Source organism: Stenotrophomonas maltophilia (assembly GCF_023518235.1).
Classification (GTDB): domain Bacteria; phylum Pseudomonadota; class Gammaproteobacteria; order Xanthomonadales; family Xanthomonadaceae; genus Stenotrophomonas.
In genome coordinates this window covers 3,606,373-3,633,362 of record NZ_CP090423.1, presented here as the reverse complement: position 1 = coordinate 3,633,362, position 26,990 = coordinate 3,606,373, and the positions used below count along the sequence as shown (strand labels likewise).

Genomic DNA, 26,990 nt, shown 5'->3' with positions numbered 1-26,990 from the left:
CGTACTCAATCGGTTTCCGGCGCCGGCAGTGGGTCCTCGATGCCCGCTGCCTTCCTGCGCGCAGTCCTGCGCAGCACCAGCCCACACAGTGCCGGCAGGACGAACAGGGTCAGCACGGTGGCCGTGATGAGGCCGCCGATGACCACGGTTGCCAACGGCTTCTGCACTTCAGCACCCGTGCCGGTTGCGATCGCCATGGGCACAAACCCCAGTGAAGCAACCAAGGCCGTCATCAACACGGGCCGGACGCGCTCCATTGCACCCTGCTCCACCGCCTCGTCCGGCTCCATGCCGTCATGCAGACGCTTCTTGATGGCGGAGATCAACACCAGTCCGTTCAGCACCGCCACACCCGAAACAGCAATGAACCCCACTGCTGCCGAGATCGAGAACGGAATGCCACGCAAGGCCAGCGCGAAGAAGCCACCGGCCAGCGCCAGCGGTACGGCCGTCAGCACAGTGCCGGTCAACAGCCCGTTGCCGATGGCCATATACAGCACCGCGGCAATCAGGATGAAGCACAGCGGCACGATGATGGCCAAACGCTGGGTAGCTGCCTGCAGGTTCTGGAACTGCCCGCCCCACTCGATCCACGAGCCGGTCGGCAGTTGCACCTGCTGTGCGATCGCTACCTTGGCATCGTCCACGAAGCTGCCCAGATCACGCCCCACTACGTTGGCCTCTACATAGATCCGGCGCTTGCCGTTGTCACGACTCACCTCGTTCAGACCCTGCGTGAAGCGGAAGCTGACCAGCTCACGCAGCGGCACCGAAGGGCTGCCTTCCTGATTCCCCGGCGGCAGCATGACCGGCACCGCACCCAGGACGTCCAGATCACTTCGGTCGACGCGGGGCAGCCGAACCACCACATCGAAGCGGCGATCGCCCTCAAAGATCTGGCCCGCCTGGCGTCCGGCCAACGCGGCCGACACCGTATCAGCCACATCCTTCACGGTCAGGCCATAGCGGGCGATCGCTGCGCGATCAAACGCCATGTCGAAGGTCGGGAAGCCACCGGTCTGGGCCACACGCACATCCGATGCCCCGGGAATCTTCTTCAGCACAGCAGCAATTTTGTCTGCGCTGGTGGCCAAGGCCGTCAGGTCTTCGCCGTAGATCTTCACCGCCACGTCGCTGCGCACACCACCGATCAGCTCGTTGAAGCGCATCTCGATCGGCTGCGTGGCGTCGTAGTTGTTGCCCACCAGGAACGCGGTCTTCTCGCGGATGCGCTCGATGACCTGCTCTTTGGTCTTCACACCATCAGGCCACTGGTCCTTCGGTTTCAGGATGACGTAGTTGTCCGATGCGTTTGGCGGCATGGGGTCTGCGGCAAGGCTCGCCGTACCCGCCTTGGAGTAGACGGTCTGCACCTCGGGAAGCGTCAGCACAGCCCTTTCCAAGGGAAGATCGATGGCCACCGACTGTTCGATGGAGGTGGAGGGAATACGAACGGAGGACAGGTTCAGGTTCTGCTCGTCCAGTGTCGGCATGAACTCACGTCCGACGAAGGAGAACGCCACCGCGCCGGCCAGCAATACGCCCAATCCGCCGGCAAGATATGGCATCGGTTGCCGGATCGCATTGCGCAGCAACGGCTGGTAACGGCTCTTCGTGGCCGCCACTACACGCACTTCCTTCTCGGAGATGTGGCCCTTCAACATGACCGCGACCATCGCCGGAACGAATGTCAGCGAGAGGACAAAGGCCGATGCAAGCGCCAGCATCAGGGTGATCACCATCGGCGAGAACATCTTGCCTTCCACGCCCTGGAACGTCAGGCACGGAACAAAGACGAGGAAGATGACCGCCTGTCCGTAGATCGTCGGGCGGACCATCTCCTTGGAGGACGCGATGGTCTCGTGCAGGCGCTCGCTCAGAGTGAGGATTCTACCTTCGGCATGCTGACGCTCGGCCAATCGTCGCAGTGAGTTTTCGACAATGATCACAGCACCGTCGATGATCAGTCCAAAATCCAGCGCTCCCAGGCTCATCAGGTTGCCGGAGATGCCCAGCTTGTTCATGCCGATGGCGGTGATGAGCAGGGACAACGGAATTACCAGTGCAGCAATCACTGCCGCACGCCAGTTACCCAGCAACGCGAACAGGATGACCACCACCAGCAGCGCGCCCTCCGTCAGGTTCTTGGCGACGGTCTTGATGGTCGCCACCACCAACTGCGAGCGATCCAGCGTCGGGACGATGCTCACGCCCGGCGGCATGGTCTTGCTGATCTCCTTGAGCTTGTCGCCGACGGCGGCGGCCACGGTGCGGCTGTTGGCGCCCACCAGCATCAGCGCGCTGCCCACTACCGTCTCGTAGCCGTTGCGACTGGCGGCACCTCGCCGCAGCTCGCCGTCGATCACCACCCGCGCAACATCACCCACCGTGACCGGAACACCGTTGCGGTTACCCACCACGGCCCGCGCGATCTCATCCACCGAACGGATACGGGCATCAGCTCGCACCAGATAGGATTCGCCAGAGCGCTGGATGTAGTCCGCACCCACCGAAAGATTTGCATCCTGCAGCGCGTTCGCCAGGTCGGTGTAGGAGAACCCATACTCAGCAAGCTTGGCTGCATTGGGCTCGACCACATACTCCTTCACATAGCCGCCCAGGCTGTCGACGTCAGCCACGCCCGGCGTCGTGCGCAGCTGCGGGCGCACGATCCAGTCCTGTACCGTGCGCAGGTACGCTAGGCGCGCCATGTCATCGGCCAGGCGATCGCCCTGATCGGTCAGGAACGAGCCATCGCTCTGCCATCCGGGCTTGCCATCGTTGCGTGGCGCGTCCTTGCCATCGGGGTGTGTGAACTCGACGCTGTAGTGGAATACCTCGCCCAGGCCAGTGGAAACCGGCCCCATCAGCGGCTCGGCGCCTTCGGGAAGCTGCGGCCGGGCCTGGGTCAAGCGCTCGGTGACCTGCTGGCGCATGAAGTACAGATCGGCACTTTCATCGAAGATGACCGTCACCTGGCTGAAACCGTTGCGCGAGAACGAACGCGTGTTGGCAACGCCGCGCAGGCCCGCCATCGCGGTCTCGATGGGATAGGTCACCCGCTTTTCCACTTCCACCGGGCTGAGCGTGGGGATGACGGTGTTGATCTGCACCTGCTTGTTGGTGATGTCCGGGGTGACATCGATCGGCAGCATGTTCAACTGCCAGGCACCGATGACCGAGATCACCAGCGTGATGAACAACACCAGCCAGCGGTGCCGCACGGCACCTGTAAGCACCTGTTCGATCATCACTCGTCTCCGCCGGACTTGTTCATTTCCGCCTTCACCAGGAAGGCGTTGCGGGTTGCTACGCGGGTTCCTGCGGAAACACCGGAGAGGATCTGCGCCATTCCACCACTACGCACGCCTACGAACACGGGCTGGGCGTTGAACCCCTTCTCCGTGCGCACGAACAGCACGTCTTTGCCATCGATGTTCTGCACGGCTTCTTCGGGAACGGACATGCCACCGGACTGCCCGGCTGACGCCACAAGGCGCACCTGCACGCCGTCACCGACGACAAGTCCGGCGCCAGCGTTTTCCGGCGTAATCACCACGGTTGCAGCTCGAGTCAATCCTCCCACCGCCGTCGCTACAGAACGGACCTTGCCTGATACCACGGTGCCGTCAGAGCGCACGATGGTGGCAGGATCACCGGAGCGGATCCGGCTGGTATCACCCGCGCGCACCGATGCCTGCACCTCCACGCCGTTCGAGCCGGTGACGCGATAGAGGGTGGCCTGTGGTTCAACGAATACACCCAGTGTGGCCTGGGAACTGCTGATGGTCCCGGCGATGGGGCTGACCACCGAAACGCTGCCGCCGCCATCGACGTTGGCGGTGCGAGCCACCAGCGCAGCCCGTTGCGCTTCGGCCTGTGCCGACAGGTAGGCAGCTTGGCTGGCTTCGGCCTCCTGCCGGGCAAGCACCCCCTGCGCCAACAGCGACTGGTCCCGGCTGGCGTTCTTCTGCGCCAGGGAAAGACCGGCATTGGCCACGCGCAGATCTGCTGCAATGCGTGCGCCATCAGGGCTGGCGACCCGTGCAAGGACATCGCCCTTGGCGACCTTGTCGCCCACCTGGCGAAGCACCTCGGTCACGTTGCCTGCGGCCCTGGATACAACCACGGCTTCGCCACCCGGAATGGCAACGACGGAGCCTGCTGCGCCAATGTTGGCTGCCACGTCGGCAGAGGTGACAGCCTCCACGGCAATACCGGCTGCTCCAAGATATGCATCGGGAATGGCAACGGCCTGCACGCCGCCGGTATCTTCAGCGGCAGTGGGCGCAGCGTCTGCCGGGGCAGGCGCGCTGGAGGACTGCGAAAGGCGGGCGATGCCGAAGCCTGCGCCAAGCGCCAGCGCGGCGACGCCGAGCATGCCCAGAGTATTCACGGAAGGGGTGTTTCGCTTCATTCAACGGTCTCCGAAGACGATCTGGCCATTGGCCATTGCAAGTGATGCGTAGGCACGGACCCGGGCAAGGCGCGCATCGACCACGGTCAGCCGCGCTTCTGTCAACGTGCGGCGGCTGAGCAGCAGTTCCACCAGGGGCGTGCGGCCGGCCTCGTACCCCAGACGGCCCATGCGGTAGGCCTCGGCCGCGGCTTTTTCACCCTCGGCAGCTGCCTCGAGGCCGCGTCGTGCCGCAGCCACCTGGGACAACGCGGTAGCGCGATCTGCCTGGCTCTGCAGGCGCGCAGCGTCCAATCGCGCCCTGGCCGCGTCGGTACGGGCACGGGCGGCGCTGATGCCGCCACTGTTGCGGTCGAACAGCGGCACGGACAGCGAAAGGCCCACGACCAGCGCGTCCCCACCTGCTGCAAAGCTGCGACGCCCTGCAGACACGCTCAGGTCCGGCGCACGCTTGAGCCTTTCGATACGCAGTTGGGCTTCGGTAGCGTCCACGTCCGCCTTGGCTGTCAGCACCGCCGTGGCATCGCCTGCGGTTGCGCCCACCGTTGGCCAGTCGCGCTCTAGAAGGGACTGGCCCACACCTGAGTACGTCTCGGTCTGGCCGGCCAGCACCGACAACTGCTCAAGAGCAGCCGTCGTCTCGGCATCGCGACTGGCAGCAGCCGATTGCGCCGCGCTCAGGCCGGCCTGGGCTTGGGCGGAACGAAGGCTGGCCTCTTTGCCAGCTTCCACCAGAGCCTTGGCCGCACGCAGGTCGCCCTCGGCGCGCTCCACATCCTCCTGCGCGATTGCCCGGCGAATCAGGCTGGCCTCGGCAGCGGCGTAGGCCACCGCCAGCGCTGCCGAGAACTCAACCTGCGCTTGGTGTTGCCGAGCTTCGGCCGCCTGCAGGCCCTTCTCGCCCGCCTGGATACGCGCGCTCCGCTGGCCGAAGATCTCCAGCGGCTGGGTTAGGGTGTAGGTCGTCTGGCGCTGGCTGCTGCCATTGCTTAAGGGTGCGTTGAGATTCTCGACAAGGCCGTCGATAGTGGGGTTGCGCAATGCTCTGGCCTGCCGGGCATCGCCGGCGGCCGCTGCGGTGTCGAAGCGCTTTTCCTGCAGGTAAGGCGATTGCGCCCTGCTCTGTTCCAGTAGATCTTCGTAGGTGGGCGCGTCGGCGGCCCACGCCACCGATGTGCCGAACAGCGCCAGCAGTGTCGACAAGGCAAGCAATGAGTACTTCATCCAGGGGTCCAGTGCAGTGATGCCGCATCAGCGGTCGTCTCATGCACTACGCGGCCTGTGTGCCGCTCCCCTCACATCTGGGAGATTTTTTTCTAACGACCCAACGCCGAGGCCAGTTTTGCCCGGGCGCGAAGTACGCGGCCTTCGATCGTTTTCAGGCTGATTCCCAGCGCAGCGGCCGCTTCAACCTGGGACAGACCGACGAATGCCGTCAGCACCAGTGCCTCGCGTAAGGCGGGATCGATGCTGTCGAGCACGCGCATCACGCTGGCGAGTTCAAGGCTGGAACTGGCGCTCTGTTCCGGGCCGGCCTGGTCCGATACCAGCGTCCGGCTCTCTTCATCGTCGATGGGCCGGGCCTTGAATAGGAAGTAACGCACGCGGCGGAAACGCTGGGTATCGCGAACCTTGTTGATTCCGATACGCATCAACCACGGAAGCACCGGGCGAGCGGGGTCATACTCAGCCAACGCGCGCCACGCCGACACGAACGTTTCCTGCACGACGTCGTCCACGTCGGTTTCCGGAACGCCCATGCCTCGCACCATCTGTGTGATGGCCGGCGAGTGCCTGCGCACCAGGCGCGCGAATGCCGCTGGGTCACCCGCAGCAGCTTCGACGGCCCAGTTGTTGTCTTCCTCGATCGTCACGCTCAGGCCATGCTTTCAAGGGGAATCGTTGCGCAGTGCGTCCAGCAGCGCCTTGTCGTAGGCAGCGCGGTGATCGGGCTTCAGCCCTGCACGCATCTCGAAGACGTGCTCCAGCGTGATACGCTGCAGATCACCCGCCGCACGCTCGACCTCCCTGCTTGCCGCCTCTACCTGCGGACTCCAGCGAGGATCGGCCGCAATGGCATCGGCAAGTTGACGGTTGGCGATTCGCAAGCGCGCCTCGATCTCGCCCCTGCGCGTCGCAAAGAGCTGCTCTTTGGCCTGCAGGATGTCCTTCTCCGAATTGTCCAGGGGCACCACGGCGTGCAGCCGTTCATGCAGGTCGCTGTGGCCAGGGTTGAGGTAGTGCCAGCCCCAGCCGATCCCCAGGGCGCAAACCACGCCGATGACCGCGCCGGCCAAGGTCGCCAAAGGCAGGCGCATGGCGGTTCCGATAGCCATCAGCGTTCCACCAGCAGGGCGTAGGGGGACATGGCAGACGGCGCCGCGACCCAGGTGGGCCGCGGGTTGGACTGGGTGACGAGGAATGCAGAGCCCACCCCGCCACAGGTCAGCACCGCAGACAACGCAGCACAGGTCACAGCGCGGCGGAGCTCGCGGCGTCCCGCCCACTTGGCAGGTGGCGGCTCCTGGGCCAGGCGGGCCAGCAGCGCATCGGTTCCCGCGCTGGCATCTGCGCGCGTTGCGTTTGCGGCTTTTGCAAGCCAGTCATCAAGGTTGTTCATCTGCAGATCTCCTCGTCCACATACTTCATACGGCTGCCAGGGCGGCTTCCCCTCGAACACTAGCAGTTGATGAACGTGGTTTCTGAATAGGCCTTCCGGGAGCTCTGCCCCAGCGGGATTCGTCAACGATGTCTGCTTTCGGCCATAAGCGATCGCCTAACCCGGGCTAGACACCGCCCTACTCTGCCAGCGGAGCGAACGATGCTTGGCTTGGCGTCCCCATGACTTTCTGGACAAGCTCGTAACCAGAAACCTCCTCGTACCGTGAGGGTATTCTTGCCTTTAGCCCATGGAGGCGCCGGTTTGCTGTCAATGCGAGCTGGTTGTAAGTGGTCGCTGTTACCCGTCCGCGCTGGGCTCCGTTGTATTCCAGGTTATTGACAGTTGGGATATTGGATGCGACCGAATGGCCGACCACGAAGGCATGGAAGAAAGGCCCACCCTGTATGCCTCCGCTGGAGACAAGTTCATCGACATACTCTGCCGCCTGATTCATTTCTTTGCGACCGATTTCAGAACGCCCTTTTTTCAACTCGATGAGCAGGACATCGCGCATCATCACGAGCTGATCCTTGCCGGTATCAAAACTTTCCGTCCCGACGATTGAGAGAGTGGCATCGGAGAGGACGACGATGTCGGGGCGCTTCGCAGCATTAGCAAAGGTCTGATTCTGCTTTCTCGCTTTGAATAGACTGGTGGCGACTGTTCGCAGGGTGTTGTTCGACGCATACTCCGAACTGTCGAACTCCGGCCCAAACAGCCAACGCGCCTGCGTCACGAGCGGATGAAGGGTATGCAACTCGTCAGCTTCCGGGTCGCCGCTGAGCTTCTCCATGGCGGCAATGATGGACAAACGACTGTCGATCTCATCCAGAACCGTGAGCGCATCCTCCACAGTCCACTGTCCTAGCAATCGATCCAGCCCGTCGATGTCGTGCTCATCCAGCTGCATCAGCTTGTCAAGGAAACTTGAACCGCTTCGTGCCTTCTGAATCTTGATAACCGCTTTGACGACCTTGTTGAGGGTCTCCGGCGGTATCCCTGGCTGGTCATGCACCACGGTCTTTGTGAACTGGGCTACTTCAAGCATGGATCGCCTAGGTAGCGTCCGCAGATCCTCTCGATTCTTGTAGAGCGCGTCTTCTGAGTTCTCCTCGATCAGGTGGGCCGACAACTTCTCGACCATTTCCTGGGCATACCCGTTGGCCGCTTCGAAAAGGTGATCAGTTCGCTCCGTAGTCTTGAACTTCGACCAGTCTGGTTCGATTTCGGAAAGCCACTCCGATCCGCACTCAATCACGAGGGCATAGCGCTTGGCAAAGCGCACCCGCCCATCCAGAACGACCATCGGCCCAACGGTCCAACTCGGCAGCCCGACCAACCGATTGCTCACCCAAAACGCTACGCCTTGGTAGCGGGTGGATTTCGCTGTGCGTGTTGTGTCCACCACATACGCCGTGACATCAAAGCCAGGTTCGACCTGAATCTTGCGTTCCTCCAGAAGGCCCTCATGCTCAGACAGCGGGACGGACTGGCCGTTCACCGAAACGACGAACTGCGGATCGTGCAGGAAGCGTCCTGACAGGACCGTCCTGATCCGATCTGGATCTGGGCGGTGGCGTTCAACCTCCACCAACAACCGGGTGCCATGGCCCGAACGGGTGGCTGTCTCATGGCTTTGGATGTAGAACGGCGACGGCTGATTTCGGGTCCCAATCACGAAGGTAGAAAGAACGCCATTTGTCCAAGTTTCGACCGTGTAATGATCAGAAAAGCACAACAAGCCATGGCGACCAATACCGTTGCGTCCGAAGGCCATGCGTACCCAATCGTCGCGTTCGGAAGGAAACTGGACGTTCGCCCCTTGGCTTCGATGCCTGTTGTATCCCAAGGTCATCCAGCGCTTGCGAAACTGGTCCTCGGTCATCCCGTGGCCATCGTCTTCGACCGACAGCATGCCACTTGTTTCCTCGGGGATGATCACGGCAACCCTGGCAGCCCCTGCATCCCACGTGTTGGCCACCAGCTCAGTGAGCGCCATATCTGGGTCATAGCCAATCCGCCCGAGTGACCGCAGCACGTAGTCTTCCTCAAAGAGAGCTTGGTTGGCTGCCTTGCCCTTCTTGGCCATGGGAATATCCGCTAAGTGCTTGATCGGTAATATGTGCAAGACTATGCCGCCTTCCGCCGAGTTTGGCAAAAAGCTAAGCCCAGCCCATCTCACCTGCCGCGACGCCAGCCGACGCGTGTGCTATTGCCGGAGCGCCGTTCAATCCCTCGCCCGCTCCGCTTGACCCACTTGGTAATCTCCGTCAGCACGCCGACCAGGAATGTGCCGTATAGACAGCCACTGAGCTAAGCGTCCGCTTTCGGCCAGAAGCGGATATCAGAGTTTCACGTCAGCAGCCCAGCTGCACCCGCTCAGCTGATGCGCTTTGGGCTGGTTCCCGCGGGACGTTGAGCACAATCGGTATCGGCGCCAGCCCAAGCGCTCCTCCGGACTGTCCGGCCTCGCCCCCGCCCAAGCCGCTTTTCCAATGACCTCACCCATCCAAATAGAGTCAAATAGCGCTCCGAAAGCGGTTCGGTTCCGACCAGCAGCGCAACACGCGTGACCGAGCAATGCCTGGCCCAAGGCTCTGGGAACCTATAGCGAAGACGGTGCGGCCGACGATCAAGCACGCTACCGTTGCCCAGAATGCCTGAGCATCCAGCGGAGAGGGCACCGAGGGAAACGAGCTACACGCTCGAAGTACGACGCCAGCGAACAGCACGACCGCCAACGATTGAATTCCGGTCAGTGCAAGGGCGACTCGGAACGCGAACCATGTGCTTTCGGGCACTCACGCGCGCATCCATTATGGCTGTGAGCCCGTGTTGGTGATGCTTCGCTGGGACGCCTGGTGGGACGACCACAAGCGTGTGCATCGCATCCGCAAGGAAGAAGGCGCTTTTTACGGCGTCGCCGGCAACCGATCAAGGTGGTCACGACACCCAATACTCTGTAGGACATTCACTGTCCCCAGTGACGCCCTGTTCGATGGACGTCGCTTCCGGCTACTAGAGGTGCTGGATCGCCCGCACCACACCAACAGCAAAGGGCTCTCACCCATACCACCGGCGCCCCTGCACAAGCAGTTCATCCCAGCCCCATCCCTTGGTGGGCGAGTACACCCAGTTTCGGAGCCTTCTCAAGCTGCGAAGCAAGTGCGCTACGAACCCGGCTAAGCAGGGCTTTCCCTTCGGAGCTTTCTATCGCCGCATCACCAAAAACCTCCAGTTCCCGGATGAGCTCGCCAATCTCCAAGGTCCCGCGGTTCTCGGCATCCGAGGCCATTTCCTGATAGGCCCAGTCAATGTAGTCCCACATGCTAGTAGGATTGGAGTGGCCGCTTAAAGAAGCCACCTGTGCGAGTACCGTTGCTGCTGCCTCAACGCCAAGAATCCCAATGTTTCGAAGCCTCTTGATCCGATCGATGACCTGAAGAGTTATGTACCTGTGTCGAAGCATATGAGCCGTAGCGCGCTCTGAAACTCCGGCAAGCGCCCGCAGATCCGAGAAAGTCTGGCTCACCGTTGCAGCAGCTAGCCTTGAACCGCTCTGAGAGCAGAAGACCCAACCCTTGTCGCGACTCCCCCGTCCGGACTTGGTATGGCGGCGCATATGCATTTCCCGTTGCACCCTGATGTACTTCATGACCTCCTGCAAAGTTAGTGCGGGAACAGGAACCAGACGTATAGGGTTCCCCCTCCTCTTCGAGGTCCGCACCTTCAGCATGCCATCACCCTTCGATGCATCAAGTACATCGGTGACCCTGATCCAAACAAGCTCTTCGCGCCTGATCCCGGTATCCGCGAGTATCAGGAGCATCGCGCGATTGCGACTCTTTACAAAGGTGCGCTTCGCGCTTCGCTCGCACTGCGCCAGGAGTCGGCGAAATACCTCAAGAGGCATTGGTCGTACGACTCGCTTTGCACCACTTGGAAGCATCGCTGCATGCCTGTCCGAGGACACCCGGTCCAGCCGTTTCGTCCTCACCACGCGCCTTTCAACCGTGATAATCGCCTGCTCACCAAGCCGGCCGATCTGGGAAGGGCCGAGACTGATACATTCGGCCCAGCCAATGAAAGCGAGAACACGTGAGAGGATACGATTGATGTGCCTTGCGCTGGACTCATCCCGAACCACCAGCCAATCAGCAAACTCGATCAGATGATCATCATCGATCTCTCTCAGCTCCAGGCGACGCAAGTACAGAAATCGTACCAGCAGGCTTAGCTCACTCGCATAGGTGGATATCGTACCTACCGTCAGCCCAAGGCGTCGGCAATGAACTAGGTACGCATTCACTTCCCAGCAAGAACGGCCGTTTGGGAAGAACACCACCTTCATGCCTCCTGCGGCGCCCCTATCGAGGAACGAGGTGACGCGTCCAACCCCCGGTAACCGGAATTGATTGCTGGCCCTCCTACACAAACCACCATCAATCTTCACTTCACTACCCGCAGGGAGCTAGAGCCGCGGTACCGATCGAAGTGTCGCTTTAGCTCATCGGCTGCGACCTCCGATCCAAGAGCCAGCCTCTTGAAGCGTTGCACGAGATCACTGTACCTAGCGGTCATGTCCAGAACAGCATCCTCCAGCCAAGCCTCATCTTCCTGCTGTGCAACAGGCTTCCTCGCGGCCCCCAGAAGCTCTCCGATGGCACGCCTAAACGCTTCCATCCCGCCTGGGTACAGCGATTCCACATTGTTCCTGAGTGTTCGAACCGACATCGGAAAGATGCCTCGAGCCTCATCATTCATCCCGGCAAGATCACTCATGCGTCTAAAGAGATCACTATGCTCTTCAAGAAGGGACCCAACTGCCACCGCCTCGTCCAGGATGGCGATGATGCCCCGAACACTCCGTTCAGCACGAAGCTGCTTGTCCCGCACACCCGCAGCTACCTGTCCTTTACTGAGCCTTGGCATCATTCCCCTCTGTGCGAAATGAGGATTGTGAACGTACTACGATCGCCGGTTGTAATCTGAATCGGCTTGACACTGATCTTTCGCTCCTCAGAGAGCATCTCCAGATACTCCAAGACATCATCATGATCGAGAACAGCGAGATCGTCGCTTCCGAAGTGCTCGAGAAGAAGCGTCTTCAATTTTTGGGCAGATTCCGAGCCATCACCTGAGTTCACAGCCGCCATCGCCAAACAGGCTTCTGCATGACTGATCTCCTTGCCCGTCATAGACTCCTTCACGTATCTCCAAGTCTCCTCGACATCATGATGACCCATGAGCCACGCGAGCGCAGGTAGAGATGACTCTTCCCCCTCCGAATGAAAGAATGTCATAGCAAAGCTCCTTCGCAGTTGATGAGGCTCAAGCACCCATCGCTTTCCGTCGGGGCCACGGAGATCAAAGTAGTCACTTATGAGCTGGAGAACGACGCGCGGATGATTCTCACTGAATGGCCTGATGCCCTGCATTCCGACGAAGAACATCACGCGATCATCCAGCAACGCATCCTCCCTGGGCATCACCCGAAGTAGTTGCGTCCTGAGATTGTTCATGATCGATATCGCCATGGCAACGATACGTGGCACAGGCTTGTCAAACCTCGGCCTCTCGTTCCCTTCCCCCCGCTTTGCCTGGTGAATCGTCAAGTGGTAGCGACCATCAGATGTCAGGAGCGCATGCAACCCCATGTCAATGATCTCGGATCTCCTTGCACAAGCAAACAAGGCCACAAGTCCAAAGCAAACTCCTAGATGGATTCGGATCAGTCCGAGAACCAAAGGGAACAACCGATAGGGTTCCAAATCACAGTACCTGTCATCCCCTCTCTCCCTGAAACGCTGGGAAACGAACCTCGAACAGCGTACTAGTGGACCGGTTTCAATCAGCGCTTCCGCATCCTTCAACAATGCAGTTGGCGACCGGTGGCCAAGGTCACCACTTTGGGCGATTTCATCAATCAACCCTGCAAGGTGAGCCTCCAATGCAGGCGCCTCCTCAAGCATCCACGCACACGCTGACCTAACAAACTGCCTACAGACGGTCGGTGGCAATGTCGCCGTGCGGCCCGACTGTTCTCTGCGAAAAGGTCGGCAAGCATCGCGAACCTCGCGAACATTGCTCAAAGCCCACGCGCTCAGGCTCTGGACGGAGTGCGAGGCCTGAGCCAGTAGCGGAAAGATATCCGCATAGCCGCTGGTGGTACGAGCGCCGCGGCTTAAGTCGCGTTCTCCTCGGTACCCGTACTGGGTCAGATGGCTCCGAAATGCGGGACTACTGCGCAGCCTCTGCCAGTCCACCGATATAGCCGCGCCAATGGCGACCAAACTCAACTGGTTTGTTTCCGTCAAACCAAAGTGGTTCCTAACCTCATCCGCGTCTAACCGTTCCAACGGAATCTCAGCCGAAAGGTAAGAGCTAAGCCGCTCAATGAACCGCCCCGTCCCGCAAGACCCCGCCTCAGCATAGGACTCCATGAATGCCTCTACGTCGTCCAGATGAGCGACTAGGAGTCCGTCACGCAGGAACTTCTCTTCGTACTTAAGGGCCAAGAACTCTGCGAAGAGAAACAGTGCGCCGTGAACTGATCTGAGCGACCGGGTTGATCCACGGACCTTCGCTACGGCGATGATCAACGCCTTACATTGTTCACAGATAACTGCGTGAGATGATGTGCTCAATCGTCCCGTTGGTAGCAGTAGATCCCATCTCAGAACCTGCCCACCGCGACTCTTCTCACCGACTTGGCGCAGATCTCTCTTTCCCGTCTCAACTCTCCATACAGATTCGTGGACCGCGGATTTCAGCCACCACGGACGCACTAATGGGCTCAAACCGGTTTGGGTCCGACTGAAGAAGGACAGGACCTCCGAGGGAAGTTGAGCCATCACCGGATCTCCGGCAGCCGAATGCGAGAAATGATGACAGTCTTTCTAGCCAATGCACACTCGACAAGATCAGTGATCTCAATCAATGCCGGGGGCAATGGCGCAGTCAGCGCATCCACAAAGTCTCTCCAGAATCGCGGGGCAACTCCGGTCCGGAGATCAGGTCGATCCAGGAAGGTCGCACTGGCGCTTTCCAAGCGATCCCGGTAGAGCATTGCAACCGCCAGCGCATCAGGATCCTTACAGAGGATCAGTCCCGCGCCAGGAGAAGCGGCCTTGTACACACGGCGGGGAACCTGAGCTTCAGCAGCCTCGTCCGCGCTACCCGAGAGGAACAGGTGGAGGTCCTCAACCGTCGAGAAATCCGACACTTCAAGAAGCCGCTCGTGATCAGAAAATGCTTGAACGATCAGTCTGTTCTGGTGCCGCCTAACCTGCCTCTCAAACAAGGCGATGCGAAGGGCATTTGGGACGTAGTGCCCCAAGGTCGTCTTGACCGATCGGTGGCCAAATATCCTCGCCGCTACGACAAGATCACCATCTGCCTCAAGGAACTTTAGCACTCCGGAGTTCATTCGTAGATTCTTGTAGGTGAGCTTCTCTCTCCATGGAGCGAGCTCGGCATGGCGCTCCCCGAAGTTCGTTGCCCGGGTGACCATGCCGGCTCCCCTGACACTGCGCCAAGCTTCAGATGCACCAAGTGCATTCAGGAACGCTTTCTCCGAGAAGGCTTTCAAACGGTAGTCGAGGCTACTGATGCCAATCCAAAGATGGTTTGCATCCTTCCTTCTCCCTTCCTGGATCATCCGAGTACGTACGGGCTCGGTCCACTCGAAGACCTTCACAAGAACTCGCTGGGCAAGAGGCGAAAGCTCCACACTCTTCTCCTCACCCGCACGCAGCTTCTCCACGCTAAAGCGAATACCCCCTTTTCCGACAAGACCATCGGAGGAGATGTAGGTTCCACCATGACGATCCCTTTCTATCCTGGCCCTGTACAACGCCACCGGGTTAAGAATCGGGTGTTCAATGAGTAGGATCAGTATGCAGACCGCCGCCTGCTTGCTACTCATGATGCCAAGGTATGGCAGGAGCTCGTTCTTTCCGAACGAAGAAACGAAGTCCCAGATTCTGCTAGACCCATCTAAGATGGATGCCTTGCTCGACTTCACATCGAATTTGCGTCGCTGCCTAGGAATCCCGCCCATATCAAAGACGCATATCCCCAAGGCAATCCTGAGACCCTTCTCATATCGCTCTTGATTCAGCAGGTGCCCCCAGTTCTCTCGGGAGAATCCGCCTCGGCGATGCGCCTTAAGCTCATGTAGTGAACCTACATCGAAACGGCTAATTTCAGCCAAGCCTCTCTCTCGTTGAGCCACGAACTCCTCGAAGTCCTTCACTGCGCAGCGGAGAATCGTGTTTACTGCCTTCCCAAGTTTTTCCTGATAGCGATCTAGGTACTCTGCACTTCCATCAACGATTGAGATCGACTCGAAGAGATTGTCGTTGTATGAGTTCTGTGCCGAATTCAAAGTCTTTGGGGCGTTGTTCAGGCACACTGGTGAGTTTGCAGCATGCTCCCTATCCGCAATGATGAGCGCGCGAGGCGGAGCGGAGATGGCAGCCAATTTCGATTCGACGAAGTTGATTGCACCGGTCTGAACAAGACAGGGGATGAATCGAACAAAGCTGGTCCACTGATTCGTGATCGTAGTTAGCGCGACTCCAACCGCCGCTCTGGCCGCGTAGAACTCACCCCGAAGATCAGACAATTGCGCGACCAAGGCAGCGGAACTCATTCGACGACTTGGAGCCGACCACCCCCTTCTTGCACCGAGGGCCTGCCAGAACTGAAGGACGCAGCGAACCGAGTACGTGTTCTGGGCCGCGACGTAGCGCCTTGATAGCTTGACAATTGCATCGACAAATGCGGCTTGACCGCGAGGTCCGATCCAACTCCGAAGAAATGTGAAGTCAATCGACGCTACTCCATGCGCCCGACCGATCGCCCTTACCGTGATCCAAAGTCCGTCCGGGCCCGTTTGGACCTCGCCGACACTCTTCTTCTTTCTAGTTGCCATGCAATGTGAGCTACCGTGGTGAGCAGAGCTAATTTGCCGCACCTTATCTTTTTTCCCAAGCACTATTCCTCACAAAACATCTGGATGAACCCGTGCCCCTGCGGCTGGGCCGGTGACCGCAGCAATCGCTGCCTGTGCAGTGATGAGCGCATCAACCGCTATCGTGCGCGCGTGTCAGGGCCGCTGCTGGACCGTATCGACCTTCACATCAATGTGGCGCGCATGGATGCGGTGGAACTGCGCGAGAGCACGCCGCTGGGTGAGCCCAGTGCATCAGTGCGCATGCGGGTGGAAGCTGCCCATGCCCGGCAACAGGCGCGCGGCGGGCTCAATGCGCATCTGCCGCCCGCGGCGCTGCGCGCATGCACGCGATTGAGCGAGGCCGATCAGGACTTGTTGGAGCAGGCGATTGAACGCCTGCAACTGTCCGCGCGCGCGATGCACCGGATTCTGCGGGTGGCGCGCACGATTGCGGATCTGGCCGGTTGCGAGGTGATCCAGACTGCGCATCTGACTGAGGCGATCGGGTACCGGCAGTTGGATCGGGGGAAGCCTTAGCAGCACTGGTTGGAGAGGGCGTTGGTAGAGTCGACTGTTAGTCGACTCGCGCGCGAAGTGCGGTCGCCTGCGAGGTGGATGCGAAGAGCAGTCGACTAACAGTCGACTCTACCAAGAGCAGGTCATGGCAGCGGATAGATCAACGCCAGAGCAGGTCATGCCAGCGGATGGTGCGAGGTTGCCAGGGCGGTTCACGGCGGTCCGGCGACGCCAGCGCCATCCCCGCGCATCACGCCGCCGTACCCAGCCGCCCACGCTTGGCCAGCACCGCCACCCGACGGCTGACCAGCGCGTGGAGCTCCGCCAGCTCCGACGCGCGGTCAGCCGTCATGTTCCCGCCGAACACCACGCGCGACAGTGCCACCTCGTCACTGTCGTGCGGGTACTGCCAGCGGTCGCGGTAGACCTTCTGGCAGACCAGCCAGGCCAGCCGCAGCCCACCGCCAGGCAGCGGCTGCACCACACGCTCGTACACCTGCCAGAACTGGTATTCGGCCCGCAGGTCGATCGCAGGCGCCACGGACAGCGCCTGCCGGGGCCGTCCTGGGCCCCGGATGCCGAACAGCGGTGATTGCGTGTGGTGCTGTGCCATGCCGACAGGATGACGCAGCAACATTGTGGGAACCTTGCGCCGCCGCCAGAAAATCCCTGTTGATTGCGCAAGGCAGGGGTTGGGGGTCAGAACGCCATCGAGGTACTGAACATCAGCTGCCGCGGCGCGCTGCGCTGCAGGGTCTGGTAATCGCCCGAGAACGACGAGCCGGCGATGGTGGCGGTGCCGATGTTGTGGCGGTTGAACAGGTTGCTCACGTCCAGCCGCAGCTCCAACCCCGGCACTGCACTGTCCGCGCCGAACCGGTAGGCGGCGTAGGTGTTGACCTGCCAGAACGTGGGCACGCGGATGTCGTTCTCGTACGTGAACGGCTGGCGCAGGTACGAGGTGCTGGTGGCACCGAAACGCCAGTCACCGAAGTGGGCAGACAGGTCGCTGACCAGCGAGATCTGCGGGTAGCCCGGCTGGGCGTTGCCCTTGATCGGGTACACGGTGTCGCCCACCAAGAAATCGCTGTCGTAATACGAACGCGCCACCGCCACCCCCTGGTAGAACTGCAGGTGGTCGGTCAGGTCGGCGGTGATGCCCAGGTCGGCGCCGATCACGTGCATCTTCGGCATCAGCCGCACAGTGTTGATCTGCGCGAACTGGGTGCCGATGGCGGCCGACAGCAGGCGGTTGCGGATGTCGTTGTAGAACACATCGCCGGTGATGGTCAGCCGGTCGAAACGATGCGACGCGCCCACCGTCAGGTTCCAGTTCTTCTCCGGGCGCAGGGTGCCGGCCACGCGGTCGAACTCCTCCTGGTCGGTGATGGTCCATGCCGAGGCGGTGTAGCCGATGTTGCCGCGCTGGGCCACGCGGTAGCCGTTCATGGTGTTGGCCAGGTCGATGAAGGCGTCGGTGGATTCGGTCGGGCTCCAGAACAGCGAGACGTGTGGCAGGAAGTTGCTCTTCGCACGCAGCGTGCCGTTCACCGGCCGGTCCTCGGCATCGCCGAGGCCGCCGCCACCGGTGCGGAAATCCACGGCCTTGAAGCCGACGCCGAGCTTCAGCGTGTCATTCAGCACGATGTCGTCCTGCAGGTAGAACTGGCGCGAGCGGGTCACCCAGCTTGAGGCGTTGTCGGTCTTGAACGCCGGCCCGTACACATCGAACGGCCCGGTGGCCTTCAGCGGCGGGCCCTCACCCAGCAGCGGCTGCTGGTACCACTCGGTCTTGGCTGCGGCCTTGCTCTTCTCCTGCCAGAAACCGGCGGTGAGGGTATGCGCACCGGCTTCAAACTGCACATTGAACATGCCACCCAGCCGGTTCAGGCGTGGCGTCTGCACCTGCTCGGAGAACGGTGCACCATTGGGCGATGACACGGTGGGGTCGGTCAGCGTGGCCTGGGTGTGGCTGTTGGCGTTGTACAGCTGCACGTTGCCACTCAGTGCCGGGGTGATCTGGAAGCGGTGGTTGATCGAGGACACGCGGTCGCGGGTGATCTGGCCGGTGTCGTACGGAATCAGTTCGGACAGCTCACCGCAGGTGTAGGCGCCGCAGGATTTGTCTACGTTCTCCGGCGAGGCCACGTACCAGGCCCATGCGTAATCCGGGTAGAAGATGTCGGCCTTCCAGCCAAGCTTGCGGATCATGTCGAAGGAGATGTTGTTGTAGCCCCAGACTTTGGCCTTGCTGTCGGACAGGAACACGGTGACATCGCCCCAGGCCACGTCCTGCTGCAGCTTCAGGTCGCCGCGCAGGAAGTTCTGGGTGCCTTCGCCCTGGTACTTGTCGGCCGACACGCGTTGCAAGTCGACCAGCACTTTCGGGCCGTGTTCGCCCAGCTGGCCGCTCTGCCCGGACACGGTGGTGACCAGGGTGCTGTTGCTGCCCACGCCCTGCTTCACGCGCAGGCTGGGCGTGTCCTGCAGTTCGCGCAGGCGGTATTCCAGGCTGCCGCCGTTGACGCTGCTGGAGAACACGCTGACCGGTGCGCCGCCCGGGCTGACCGTGATCGCGCCGATGCCATCGGGCACGCCCACATTCACCACGCTGGTGCCGGTGAGCGAGAGGAAGCCGTTGTCGTTCAGCGGCACGCCTTCGAAGGTAATGCCCATTTCATTCATGCGGAAGCCGCGCACGAACAGGCTGGTGGCCGAGATATCCAGGCCCAGGCCATCGGTGGCGGTGTAGCTGGCGCCGGGCACCTGCTTGAGCATGGCCAGGCCGTTGTTGCCGGTGACCACCGCGTCGAGGTCTTCGGCCTGGATGATGTAACGGTTCGGGCCGACCACCTGGGTGGGCGCGACGGCGGCGCCGCGCGGTGTGGCGATCACCTGCAATGCGTTCAAGGTAGTGGGCGTGTCGTGCGCGGTGTCAGCCGATTCGGCGGCATGGGCCGGTGCAGCGATGGCGGTGAGGATCGCCAGCGCCAGGCGCGTCGTGGGTGGGGTGTTCATGGAAAGATCCAGCGTGCAGTGGGGAAAGAGGGCGCAGGCGCACGCCCAGCGCGGGGCGGCACCGGTGTCGGCGCGCTGGCTGGTGATGCGATTGCGTTGGGGGTGACGGCGCAGTGCGCGCCGGTCAGCGGCGGGGGAAGACGATCCTCAGCCGCTCAATGCGATGGCGTGATTTCGACGTGCGAAAGTCTTGCATCGCTCGGCCGCATCCGCCATCGCGCGGTGGTACAGCACCGATGGCGATGGGGATGGGTGGGGTATACGTGGGTATAGCCAGCGCGATTTACCGCAGCACGAAACGCTCGATCGCGCGTGCCACGCCGTCATCGGCATTGCTGGTGGTTTCAAACCGCGCCACGGCCTTCACCGCGTCAATGGCATTGCCCATCGCCACGCTGGTGCCGGCGTACTGCAGCATGGTCAGGTCGTTCTCCTGGTCACCGATGGCCATCACGTTGCGGCGGTCGATGCCCAGGTGCTCGGCCAGCTTCTGCAGGCTCGGCCCCTTGCCGGCACGGTGGTCGAACACTTCCAGGAAGAACGGTGCGCTTTTCAGCACGGCAAACCGCTCGGTCAGCTCGCTGGGCAGGCGTGCGATGGCCGCGTCCAGCACTTCGGGCGCATCGATCATCATCAGCTTGATGAAGGACATCGACCGATCCATGTCGGCCACGCGGCGGTACGACAGCGGCATCTGCGAGAGATGCGAGTCGGCCACGGTGTAGTAGCTGATGTCCTGGTTGGGGGTGTAGATGCGCTGGCTGTCCAGCGCCTGGAAGTGCACGCCCAGTTCGCGCGCCACCTGCTCGCAGAACAGGAAGTCATCGAAGCTGAGCGGATACTCGACCACGGTTTCGCCGGTGCCGATGCGCTGCACCAGGCCGCCGTTGCAGGCGATGCAGTAGTCGTCGTCGCCATCGATGCCCAGTTCGTGCAGGAACGGGGCCAGGCCGGGAACCGGGCGGCCGCTGGTCAGCACGATATGCACGCCCAGCGCGCGCGCCTGTGCGATGGCCTGCTTGGCCCGTGCAGTGAGCGCGTGGGCCGGGTCCAGCAGGGTGCCATCCATATCGATGGCGACCAGTTCGATGGTCGATTGCCGGCGGCCCATGTCCATTGCGTTGCACTCGTGCGGGGCGTGCCAGTTTAGCGCCTCATGCCCGGTTCACCTCTTTGCCCACATTGGCCGGGATACTTCAGGGGCCTGTGCGTCCCCCACCGCAGGACGGCCCCCTGACCGCCCTTCCCTGGAAACCCTTTCGACGCATGACCTACCGTGCCCCCGACCCCAACGACACCGCGCCACTGGCCCAGCAGATCGAGCAGATGATCGACGAACTGCCCGGCGAACGGGTCAGCGTCGGTACCCTGCTCAGCGCCCTGGGCGATGAGGGCCTGCTGCTGGTGGTGATCCTGCTTTCGGCCATCTTCATCATCCCGGTGTCGATTCCCGGGCTGAGCACGGTGTTTGGCGCTTCGATCCTGCTGATCGGCCTGAGCCGGCTGCGCAACCGCCCGCTGCGGGTGCCGCAGAAGCTGGCACGCCGCGAGATCGCCACCGAAACGCTGAAGACCAACCTCGGCCGTGCGTTGAAGTGGGTGCATCGCATGGAACGGCTGTCGCGGCCGATGCGGCTGGCGGTGATGGTGCGTTCGAAGAAGATGATGCGCCTGAACAACCTGGCGCTGGTGGTGGCCACGGTGCTGCTGATGGCACCGGCCGGCCCGATTCCCTTCAGCAATACGCTGCCGGCGCTGGCACTGATGTCCTTCGCCATTGGTTTCATCCAGCGCGACGGCGCGGCGGTGGCGGCCGGCTATGCCTTCGTGGTGGCCACGATGGTGTACTTCGGCGTGCTGCTGGGCGGCGTGGGGTTTGCCGCCGAATCGGTGTTCAGCGGGTTCCGCAGCGGTACCTCATCTGTGTAGCGTCGAGCTTGCTCGACGGCTCTTCGACCCGTACGCGGAAACCCCGCGCAGCGCGCGCAAGCCGAGCATGGCTCGGCTCTACAAAAAGCAGTCGAGCAAGCTCGACTCTACAGGGCTACTTGGCTGACACCCGCCACACCACATCGCCCACGTCGTCAGCCACCAGCAGTGCGCCCTCGGCGTCCATCGCCATGCCTACCGGTGCGCCCATCAGGGTCTTCTCATCCTTCGAGGCGAAGCCACTCACCACGGTCTGTGGCCGCCCGGTCGGCTTGCCATCCTTGAACGGCACGTACACCACTTCGTAGCCGCTCAATGGCGAGCGATCCCAGCTGCCGTGTTCGCCGATGAAGGCACCGCCGTGGTACTGCGCGGGCAGCGCCTGGCCGGTATAGAACAGCAAGCCCAGCGGCGCCACGTGCGAGCCGATGGCGTAATCCGGCACGATCGCCTTGGCTACCAGGTCCGGCCGCTGCGGCTGCACGCGCTCGTCCACGTGCTGGCCGTAGTAGCTGTAGGGCCAGCCGTAGAAGCCGTCTTCCTTCACCGAGGTGAGGTAATCGGGCACCAGGTCGGCACCGATCTCGTCGCGCTCGTTGGCCACCGCCCACAGCGTGCCGGTGCTCGGCTCCCAGTCCAGGCCAGTGGGGTTGCGGATGCCCGAGGCGAAGATGCGGCTGCCACGGGTGGCCACGTCCACTTCCAGCACCACCGCGCGGCGGTACTCCACCGCCAGGCCGTTCTCGGTGATGTTGCTGTTGGAGCCCACGCCCACGTACAGCTTGCGGCCATCACGGCTGGCCAGCAGCTCCTTGGTCCAGTGGTGGTTGATGGTGCTGGGCAGATCGGTGAACTCGCGGCCCTTGTCGGTCATGCGGGTTTCGCCGGGCACGTAGTGGAACTGCACGATGTTGCCGGTGTTGGCCACGTACAGGGTGTCACCGATGAGCTGGATGCCGAACGGCGAATGCAGGCCCTCGATGTAGACGTGCTGGGTCCAGGTGTTGGTGCCGGGCGTGCGCCGCAGCAGGGTGACCTGGTTGCCGCCCTTGCCGGCCTTGCCCGAGCGCGCCTTCACCTTGCCGGCGATCCACTGCTTGGGCGTGGTGACCGGCTCTTCACCCGGGCCGTTGCCCTCCACCACCAGCACATCGCCGTTGGGCAGGGTCAGCAGGCGGCGCGGATGCTGCAGGTTGGCGGCGATGCGCTCGATCTTCAGGCCCTCGGCCACCGTGGGCGATTGACCTTCGGCCCAGCCGACGCCCTTGGGCACCTGCATGGGCGGCATCAGGAAGTTCTGCGGTGCCGGCAGCGGCGGCTTCGCGCCGGACTGGTCGGTGGGGTGGTACTCGGCCTTGCCCGCGCAGGCCGACAGCATCACCGCCAACGAAAGCATCGCAAGGGTGGGCAGGAAGGGCTTAGCCATGACGACCTCCGTGCCGCACCGGCGGCTGCAGCGACAGCAGGATGAGCCCCAGCGCGATCAGCGCCACAGTCAGCGCCGACAGGATCGTGCCCGGCACGGCAACGGCGTAGGCGTCGCGGCTGTGCACGAAGGCGTTCCAGATGGCCAGCAGCACCGCCACCAGGTTGAGGAAGAAGTCGATGCGGTCGATGCCGGTGGCACTGCCGTTACGGCGCCAGACCGCGAACAGGTTGATCAGGCGCGGCACGATGGCGATCAGCAGGCCGAAGGTGATCAGCCAGGCGGCGGCCTTGCCCCACATCACCTCGGCGCTGTTGAGGTAGATCGCATCGAAGATCAAGGCGCCGACAAAGAACCCGAACGGAATCGGGTTCAACAGGCTGAACAGGGTGGTGCCAAGGCCGCGATGGGCCTGGGCCAGGGGATTGACCATCATCGTGCTCCGCGCGGAAGGGGCTCGGGCTGTAGTAGCACAGCCGGATGTGAAGCCGCGCGATGAGACCCGGTCGATCCACGCCATGCACGGATGCGGGGTGCCAACAGAAATGTGTAGTCGTTATTACCGTGCGTCATGAGTGTTTGTGACGCATCTCCCATATCGAAACATTCGTGCCCATTCGACGTAGGGGGGGACTCGTGGTGTCGCGTTTGGCTCGTTGCGATGGGGCAGTTCCGCCCCGCCGTCCTGCCATGCCGATTCACAACAGAAGGATTCGTGTATGAAGCGACACACGCAACGCTCCGCGCCACCGCGCTCCGCGCGCCTGGCCCTTGCCACTGCCCTGGTGCTGGGCAGCCTGGCCGCCACCGCCCAGGCCCAACAGGCCGATCCACTGGCCGGAATCCAGTGGCATCTGCTCAATACTGGGCAGACGGTGCCGGCCGATACGCTGCCGGTGGCCGGCAACGATCTGAACGTGGATGGCCTGTTCCGCAATGGCATCCGCGGCCAGGGCGTCACCATCGCCATCGTCGATGACGGCCTGCAGATCGCCCACCCGGACCTGGCCGCCAACGTGGCGGCGGTAGCCGGCAAGAACTTCGCCAATGGCTCCAACAACCCCACACCCTCCAACCCGGACGCCGACAACCACGGCACCATGGTCGGCGGCATCGCCGGCGCGGTGGGCGCCAACAACCGCGGCGTGCGCGGCGTGGCCCCGGCGGCGACGCTGAAAGGCTTCAACCCGATCTCGAGTTCGGCCCAGGGCAACCAGCAGAGCAACATCGAGTACGCCTGGTGGGATGGCGCCGAATCGGCCGATGTGCAGGTGTTCAACAACAGCTGGGGCGCTGGCCCGGGCAATCCGAACCTGCCCTTCGCCTACAGCCAGAACGACATCAGCGCCTACGAACAGGCCCTGTCGGGTACCCGCGGTGGCCGGGGTGGCATCTACGTGAAGTCGGCCGGCAACAACCACAACAACGGCACGCTCTCCACCGGCCAGGACATCTGCACCGCCGACACCAAGAACCGCAACACCGGCTGCGTGCCCGCCGGGCGTGACCCGCGCAACAACCTGTTCAACGTGATCACCGTGGGTGCGGTGCGCGCCGACGGCGTGCGTTCGTCGTATTCCTCCACCGGTTCGGCGCTGTGGGTGTCGGCCTTCGGCGGCGAGTACGGCCTGCAGGCGCAGTACGCGCCCGGGCTGGTGGCGCGTGCCTACGACCCGGCCATCGTCACCACCGACGTGACCGGGTGCGCGCAGGGCAGCAACAAGAACACCAACCGCCAGAACACGCTGGACAGCAACCAGTCGGCCATCGACAGCACCTGCAACTACACGGCCAAGATGAACGGCACGTCCGCTTCGGCACCGATGGTGTCCGGTGTGGCGGCGCTGGTGCTGGAAACCAATCCGAATCTTTCCTACCGCGATGTGAAGTACATCCTGGCCACCACCGCCACCCGCACCGACCCGAACCGGGCGGCGGTGACGCTGGCCGATGGCCGCGTGCTGGTGCCGGGCTGGACGGTGAACGCCGCCGGACGCGCCTACAGCAACTGGTACGGCTTCGGTGTGGTCAACGCCGCGCGTGCAGTGCAGGTGGCGGAGAACTTCCAGTCGCTCGGCGCGCTGGTGGACAGCGGCTGGCGCAACACCACACGTACGGTGGCCATCGGCAACACCTCGGCCGCCGCCGCGCGCCTGACCTTCCAGCTGGCCAATGGCGCGCGCAACATCGAGAGCGTGCAGCTGGGCTTCCGCGTCAACCACAGCAACACCCGCCAGCTGCAGTTCGTGCTGGTCTCGCCCAGTGGCACGCGCAGCGTGGTGCAGCCGGCGTTCACCGCCATCGGCTCGGGCACCAATGGTGTGCAGCGCAACTTCACCAGCTGGGACCTGCTGTCCAGCAATGCCTTCCTGGATGAGAACGCCACCGGCACCTGGACGCTGGAAGTCACCGACATGGGGCAGGCCGCGAACGCTGCATCGCGTGGCAACCTCGAATTCTTCAAGATCCGCGTTCTGGGGCACTGATGATGAAGACGACCATTCTGTTGAGCACCCTCGCCTTCGCGGCGATCACCTCCACCGCCTGGGCACAGAGCTCCGGCCAGGCCCCCGCTGCAAGGACCCTGTCGACCGTGGACGCACAGGCACTGAAGGCCGAAGCCACCGGGCGTAGTTTCGATGTGGGCGGCAACCGCTTCCGCCTGGCACCGTCGGCCACCGTGCAGCAGGCCAGTGGTGGTCAGTTCAGGATCACCCCGGCTGCGGAAGCCGCCGCGGCAAGCACTGGTGCCCGTAGCAAGCGCTCGCTCGATGCCGGCAACACCGGTGCGGCGGCGCGGCTGGATGCCGGGGCCGGCAAGTTCGCCGCGGCCGTGTCCAATGATGGCGCACCGGTGGTGGCGACTTCGCGGGTCAAGGTGTTCTTCACCGATGCGGCCTCGGCGCAGCGTGCGGCGACCGCCACCAGTGGCACCGTGGTGAAGGTGTCCAAGGCTTCCGGCCGGGCGATTGTCGAATATCCGTCGGTGAACGCGGCGCTGGATGCAACCACCACCTTGCTGTCGACCGCCGGCATCAAGGCGGCCGAGCCGGACGTGGTGCAGTGGGAAGAAACCAAGTAAGGCGTTGAGTGGTGCCCCCGGCCGGTTGGCTCTCCTGGCCGGCCGGGGGATTGGTTCTGCCAGGGCGTGCCGACCAACGGTCGGCACCCACCGGGCGGCGAGCAGGTAGAGCCGAGCCTATGCTCGGCTGCTGTCTGCAGGGTGCACGGTGAACGCTGAGCCGAGCACGGGCCCGGCTCTACAGCTGTGCCAACCAAGGTTGGCACCTACCAGGAGCAGATCCGGATGTGCCGACCAACGGTTGGCACCCACCATTTTCCCGACCTGCCGACCAACGGTTGGCATCCACCGGCGTCAGCGCGCGGCGAGTGTTCCGGTGTGCTTGAGGCTGCAGCTGGCCAGTGCGTCGTTGCCGGCGGCCGGATGAGCCGGTTCCAGCAGCAGGCGCTGCACATCGGAGAACAGCTTCTCCACCGGCATGCCGTAGGGCGCGAACAGGCGCAGGCGGCCCTGGCGATCGAACACGTAGCCACCGGCGATGTGGCTCATCGTGTAGGTGTCGGGCAGCTGGCCCGGTTCCTTCTCGTAGAACGCCTTGAAGTCGCTGGCCATCGCGGCCAGCTGCGCTTGGTTGCCGACCAACGCCATCGCCTTGGGATCGAACGCTTCCACATAGATGCGCGCGACCTCGGGCGTATCGCGGGCCGGGTCGACACTGACGAACACCACCTGCAGCTGGTCGGCATCCTTGCCCATCAGGTGCTTGACCTGACCCAGCTCGACCATCGTGGTCGGGCACACATCCGGGCAGCTGGTGAAGCCGAAGAACAGATAGGTCACCTGGCCCTGCAGATCCTTCGGGCCACGTACGGTGCCGTGGCTGTCGGGCATCGACCACTGCTGGCCGAGTTCCTCGCAGGCGATGTCCTTGGAATAGAAGTCCATGCGCGACTGCGCGCTGCAACCGGCCAGCAGGCCGAGCAGCAGGCCTGCGGCCAGCCGCAGGCCACGATGGGGGAACGCAATGCCTTTCACGGTTCG

The 26,990-nt window shown here is 62.6% G+C and carries 20 protein-coding genes and 1 pseudogene; 4 read left to right on the top strand and 17 right to left on the bottom strand.

Annotated features, from left to right (window positions below; genetic code table 11):
• Positions 1 to 5: 5 nt before the first annotated feature.
• The 11 genes from LZ605_RS16915 to LZ605_RS16865 all read right to left on the bottom strand — a co-directional run bounded on the left by LZ605_RS16915 (position 6) and on the right by LZ605_RS16865 (position 15,735).
• Positions 6 to 3,251 (bottom strand): CusA/CzcA family heavy metal efflux RND transporter, encoded by a 3,246-nt coding sequence (locus tag LZ605_RS16915; RefSeq protein WP_071227708.1) that lies wholly within the window; start codon positions 3,249 to 3,251, stop codon positions 6 to 8.
• Entirely contained in the window at positions 3,251 to 4,381 is a 1,131-nt protein-coding gene (locus tag LZ605_RS16910) for an efflux RND transporter periplasmic adaptor subunit (RefSeq protein WP_279923481.1), read from the bottom strand. Before LZ605_RS16910 ends, LZ605_RS16915 begins: the two co-directional genes overlap by 1 nt.
• Positions 4,382 to 4,417: 36 nt before the next feature.
• On the bottom strand, positions 4,418 to 5,641 hold the full coding sequence (locus tag LZ605_RS16905; protein WP_065428117.1) for a TolC family protein: 1,224 nt from the start codon (positions 5,639 to 5,641) through the stop codon (positions 4,418 to 4,420).
• Between the two features lie 92 nt (positions 5,642 to 5,733).
• Positions 5,734 to 6,291, bottom strand: a complete 558-nt coding sequence (locus LZ605_RS16900; RefSeq protein ID WP_143048169.1) for an RNA polymerase sigma factor — start codon at positions 6,289 to 6,291, stop codon at positions 5,734 to 5,736.
• Positions 6,292 to 6,306: 15 nt separating this feature from the next.
• A complete protein-coding gene (locus LZ605_RS16895) occupies positions 6,307 to 6,753 on the bottom strand; it encodes a periplasmic heavy metal sensor (protein WP_046984169.1) in 447 nt (148 codons plus the stop codon).
• On the bottom strand, positions 6,753 to 7,037 hold the full coding sequence (locus LZ605_RS16890) for a CnrY/NccY family anti-sigma factor (RefSeq protein WP_046984168.1): 285 nt from the start codon (positions 7,035 to 7,037) through the stop codon (positions 6,753 to 6,755). Before LZ605_RS16890 ends, LZ605_RS16895 begins: the two co-directional genes overlap by 1 nt.
• A gap of 178 nt (positions 7,038 to 7,215) precedes the next feature.
• Positions 7,216 to 9,168 carry an ATP-binding protein gene (locus LZ605_RS16885; RefSeq protein ID WP_071227722.1) on the bottom strand — a complete coding sequence of 651 codons (1,953 nt, stop codon included), beginning with the start codon at positions 9,166 to 9,168 and terminating at the stop codon, positions 7,216 to 7,218.
• 1,008 nt (positions 9,169 to 10,176) lie between these two features.
• Positions 10,177 to 11,430, bottom strand: coding sequence for a tyrosine-type recombinase/integrase (locus LZ605_RS16880; RefSeq protein ID WP_081352257.1), 1,254 nt, complete (start codon positions 11,428 to 11,430; stop codon positions 10,177 to 10,179).
• A 98-nt stretch (positions 11,431 to 11,528) separates the two neighbouring features.
• Positions 11,529 to 11,975, bottom strand: a complete 447-nt coding sequence (locus LZ605_RS16875) for a hypothetical protein (RefSeq protein WP_046984166.1) — start codon at positions 11,973 to 11,975, stop codon at positions 11,529 to 11,531.
• Positions 11,976 to 12,010: 35 nt separating this feature from the next.
• The gene (locus tag LZ605_RS16870; RefSeq protein WP_164145927.1) at positions 12,011 to 13,051 is read right to left on the bottom strand and encodes a tyrosine-type recombinase/integrase; all 1,041 of its coding nucleotides are present in this window, start codon (positions 13,049 to 13,051) and stop codon (positions 12,011 to 12,013) included.
• An 881-nt stretch (positions 13,052 to 13,932) separates the two neighbouring features.
• Positions 13,933 to 15,735: a hypothetical protein gene (locus LZ605_RS16865; protein ID WP_143048170.1), complete on the bottom strand. Its 1,803-nt coding sequence runs from the start codon at positions 15,733 to 15,735 to the stop codon at positions 13,933 to 13,935.
• A gap of 366 nt (positions 15,736 to 16,101) precedes the next feature.
• Between LZ605_RS16865 and LZ605_RS16860 the strand changes: the two are divergent.
• Positions 16,102 to 16,575 (top strand): annotated as a pseudogene (locus LZ605_RS16860) (ATP-binding protein); the annotation flags it as partial.
• A gap of 229 nt (positions 16,576 to 16,804) precedes the next feature.
• Here LZ605_RS16860 and LZ605_RS16855 read toward each other — a convergent pair.
• The 3 genes from LZ605_RS16855 to yidA all read right to left on the bottom strand — a co-directional run bounded on the left by LZ605_RS16855 (position 16,805) and on the right by yidA (position 20,689).
• Entirely contained in the window at positions 16,805 to 17,191 is a 387-nt protein-coding gene (locus LZ605_RS16855) for a hypothetical protein (protein WP_249842601.1), read from the bottom strand.
• A gap of 62 nt (positions 17,192 to 17,253) precedes the next feature.
• The gene (locus LZ605_RS16850; protein WP_249842600.1) at positions 17,254 to 19,572 is read right to left on the bottom strand and encodes a TonB-dependent receptor; all 2,319 of its coding nucleotides are present in this window, start codon (positions 19,570 to 19,572) and stop codon (positions 17,254 to 17,256) included.
• Between the two features lie 283 nt (positions 19,573 to 19,855).
• Positions 19,856 to 20,689 carry a sugar-phosphatase gene (yidA, locus tag LZ605_RS16845; RefSeq protein ID WP_249842599.1) on the bottom strand — a complete coding sequence of 278 codons (834 nt, stop codon included), beginning with the start codon at positions 20,687 to 20,689 and terminating at the stop codon, positions 19,856 to 19,858.
• 149 nt (positions 20,690 to 20,838) lie between these two features.
• On the opposite strand from yidA, the gene LZ605_RS16840 reads away from it, so the two are divergent.
• Positions 20,839 to 21,501 carry an exopolysaccharide biosynthesis protein gene (locus tag LZ605_RS16840; RefSeq protein WP_249842598.1) on the top strand — a complete coding sequence of 221 codons (663 nt, stop codon included), beginning with the start codon at positions 20,839 to 20,841 and terminating at the stop codon, positions 21,499 to 21,501.
• 115 nt (positions 21,502 to 21,616) lie between these two features.
• Here the strand turns inward: LZ605_RS16840 and LZ605_RS16835 are convergent, their stop codons facing one another.
• Both LZ605_RS16835 and LZ605_RS16830 read right to left on the bottom strand, forming a co-directional pair.
• Positions 21,617 to 22,927, bottom strand: a complete 1,311-nt coding sequence (locus LZ605_RS16835; protein ID WP_249842597.1) for a PQQ-dependent sugar dehydrogenase — start codon at positions 22,925 to 22,927, stop codon at positions 21,617 to 21,619.
• On the bottom strand, positions 22,920 to 23,360 hold the full coding sequence (locus LZ605_RS16830) for a DUF2231 domain-containing protein (protein WP_249842596.1): 441 nt from the start codon (positions 23,358 to 23,360) through the stop codon (positions 22,920 to 22,922). The genes LZ605_RS16835 and LZ605_RS16830 overlap by 8 nt, the downstream gene beginning before the upstream one ends.
• Positions 23,361 to 23,646: 286 nt before the next feature.
• Between LZ605_RS16830 and LZ605_RS16825 the strand changes: the two genes are divergently transcribed.
• Both LZ605_RS16825 and LZ605_RS16820 read left to right on the top strand, forming a co-directional pair.
• A complete protein-coding gene (locus LZ605_RS16825; RefSeq protein ID WP_249842595.1) occupies positions 23,647 to 25,413 on the top strand; it encodes a S8 family serine peptidase in 1,767 nt (588 codons plus the stop codon).
• A complete protein-coding gene (locus LZ605_RS16820; protein ID WP_295367450.1) occupies positions 25,413 to 26,009 on the top strand; it encodes a DNA breaking-rejoining protein in 597 nt (198 codons plus the stop codon). The genes LZ605_RS16825 and LZ605_RS16820 overlap by 1 nt, the downstream gene beginning before the upstream one ends.
• Before the next feature lie 294 nt (positions 26,010 to 26,303).
• Here the strand turns inward: LZ605_RS16820 and LZ605_RS16815 are convergent, their stop codons facing one another.
• Positions 26,304 to 26,984, bottom strand: a complete 681-nt coding sequence (locus LZ605_RS16815) for an SCO family protein (protein WP_249842593.1) — start codon at positions 26,982 to 26,984, stop codon at positions 26,304 to 26,306.
• Between the last annotated feature and the right edge of the window lie 6 nt (positions 26,985 to 26,990).

What these genes read in the sequence shown, in the direction of transcription:
- LZ605_RS16915 (WP_071227708.1), bottom strand. Translation starts at nt 3,251, where the DNA reads ATGATCGAACAGGTGCTTACAGGTGCCGTGCGGCACCGCTGGCTGGTG.
- LZ605_RS16910 (WP_279923481.1), bottom strand. Translation starts at nt 4,381, where the DNA reads ATGCTCGGCGTCGCCGCGCTGGCGCTTGGCGCAGGCTTCGGCATCGCC.
- LZ605_RS16905 (WP_065428117.1), bottom strand. Translation starts at nt 5,641, where the DNA reads ATGAAGTACTCATTGCTTGCCTTGTCGACACTGCTGGCGCTGTTCGGC.
- LZ605_RS16895 (WP_046984169.1), bottom strand. Translation starts at nt 6,753, where the DNA reads ATGGCTATCGGAACCGCCATGCGCCTGCCTTTGGCGACCTTGGCCGGC.
- LZ605_RS16890 (WP_046984168.1), bottom strand. Translation starts at nt 7,037, where the DNA reads ATGAACAACCTTGATGACTGGCTTGCAAAAGCCGCAAACGCAACGCGC.
- LZ605_RS16885 (WP_071227722.1), bottom strand. Translation starts at nt 9,168, where the DNA reads ATGGCCAAGAAGGGCAAGGCAGCCAACCAAGCTCTCTTTGAGGAAGAC.
- LZ605_RS16880 (WP_081352257.1), bottom strand. Translation starts at nt 11,430, where the DNA reads ATGAAGGTGGTGTTCTTCCCAAACGGCCGTTCTTGCTGGGAAGTGAAT.
- LZ605_RS16870 (WP_164145927.1), bottom strand. Translation starts at nt 13,051, where the DNA reads ATGCTTGAGGAGGCGCCTGCATTGGAGGCTCACCTTGCAGGGTTGATT.
- LZ605_RS16865 (WP_143048170.1), bottom strand. Translation starts at nt 15,735, where the DNA reads ATGAGTTCCGCTGCCTTGGTCGCGCAATTGTCTGATCTTCGGGGTGAG.
- LZ605_RS16855 (WP_249842601.1), bottom strand. Translation starts at nt 17,191, where the DNA reads ATGTTGCTGCGTCATCCTGTCGGCATGGCACAGCACCACACGCAATCA.
- LZ605_RS16850 (WP_249842600.1), bottom strand. Translation starts at nt 19,572, where the DNA reads ATGAACACCCCACCCACGACGCGCCTGGCGCTGGCGATCCTCACCGCC.
- yidA (WP_249842599.1), bottom strand. Translation starts at nt 20,689, where the DNA reads ATGGACATGGGCCGCCGGCAATCGACCATCGAACTGGTCGCCATCGAT.
- LZ605_RS16840 (WP_249842598.1), top strand. Translation starts at nt 20,839, where the DNA reads ATGACCTACCGTGCCCCCGACCCCAACGACACCGCGCCACTGGCCCAG.
- LZ605_RS16835 (WP_249842597.1), bottom strand. Translation starts at nt 22,927, where the DNA reads ATGGCTAAGCCCTTCCTGCCCACCCTTGCGATGCTTTCGTTGGCGGTG.
- LZ605_RS16830 (WP_249842596.1), bottom strand. Translation starts at nt 23,360, where the DNA reads ATGGTCAATCCCCTGGCCCAGGCCCATCGCGGCCTTGGCACCACCCTG.
- LZ605_RS16825 (WP_249842595.1), top strand. Translation starts at nt 23,647, where the DNA reads ATGAAGCGACACACGCAACGCTCCGCGCCACCGCGCTCCGCGCGCCTG.
- LZ605_RS16820 (WP_295367450.1), top strand. Translation starts at nt 25,413, where the DNA reads ATGATGAAGACGACCATTCTGTTGAGCACCCTCGCCTTCGCGGCGATC.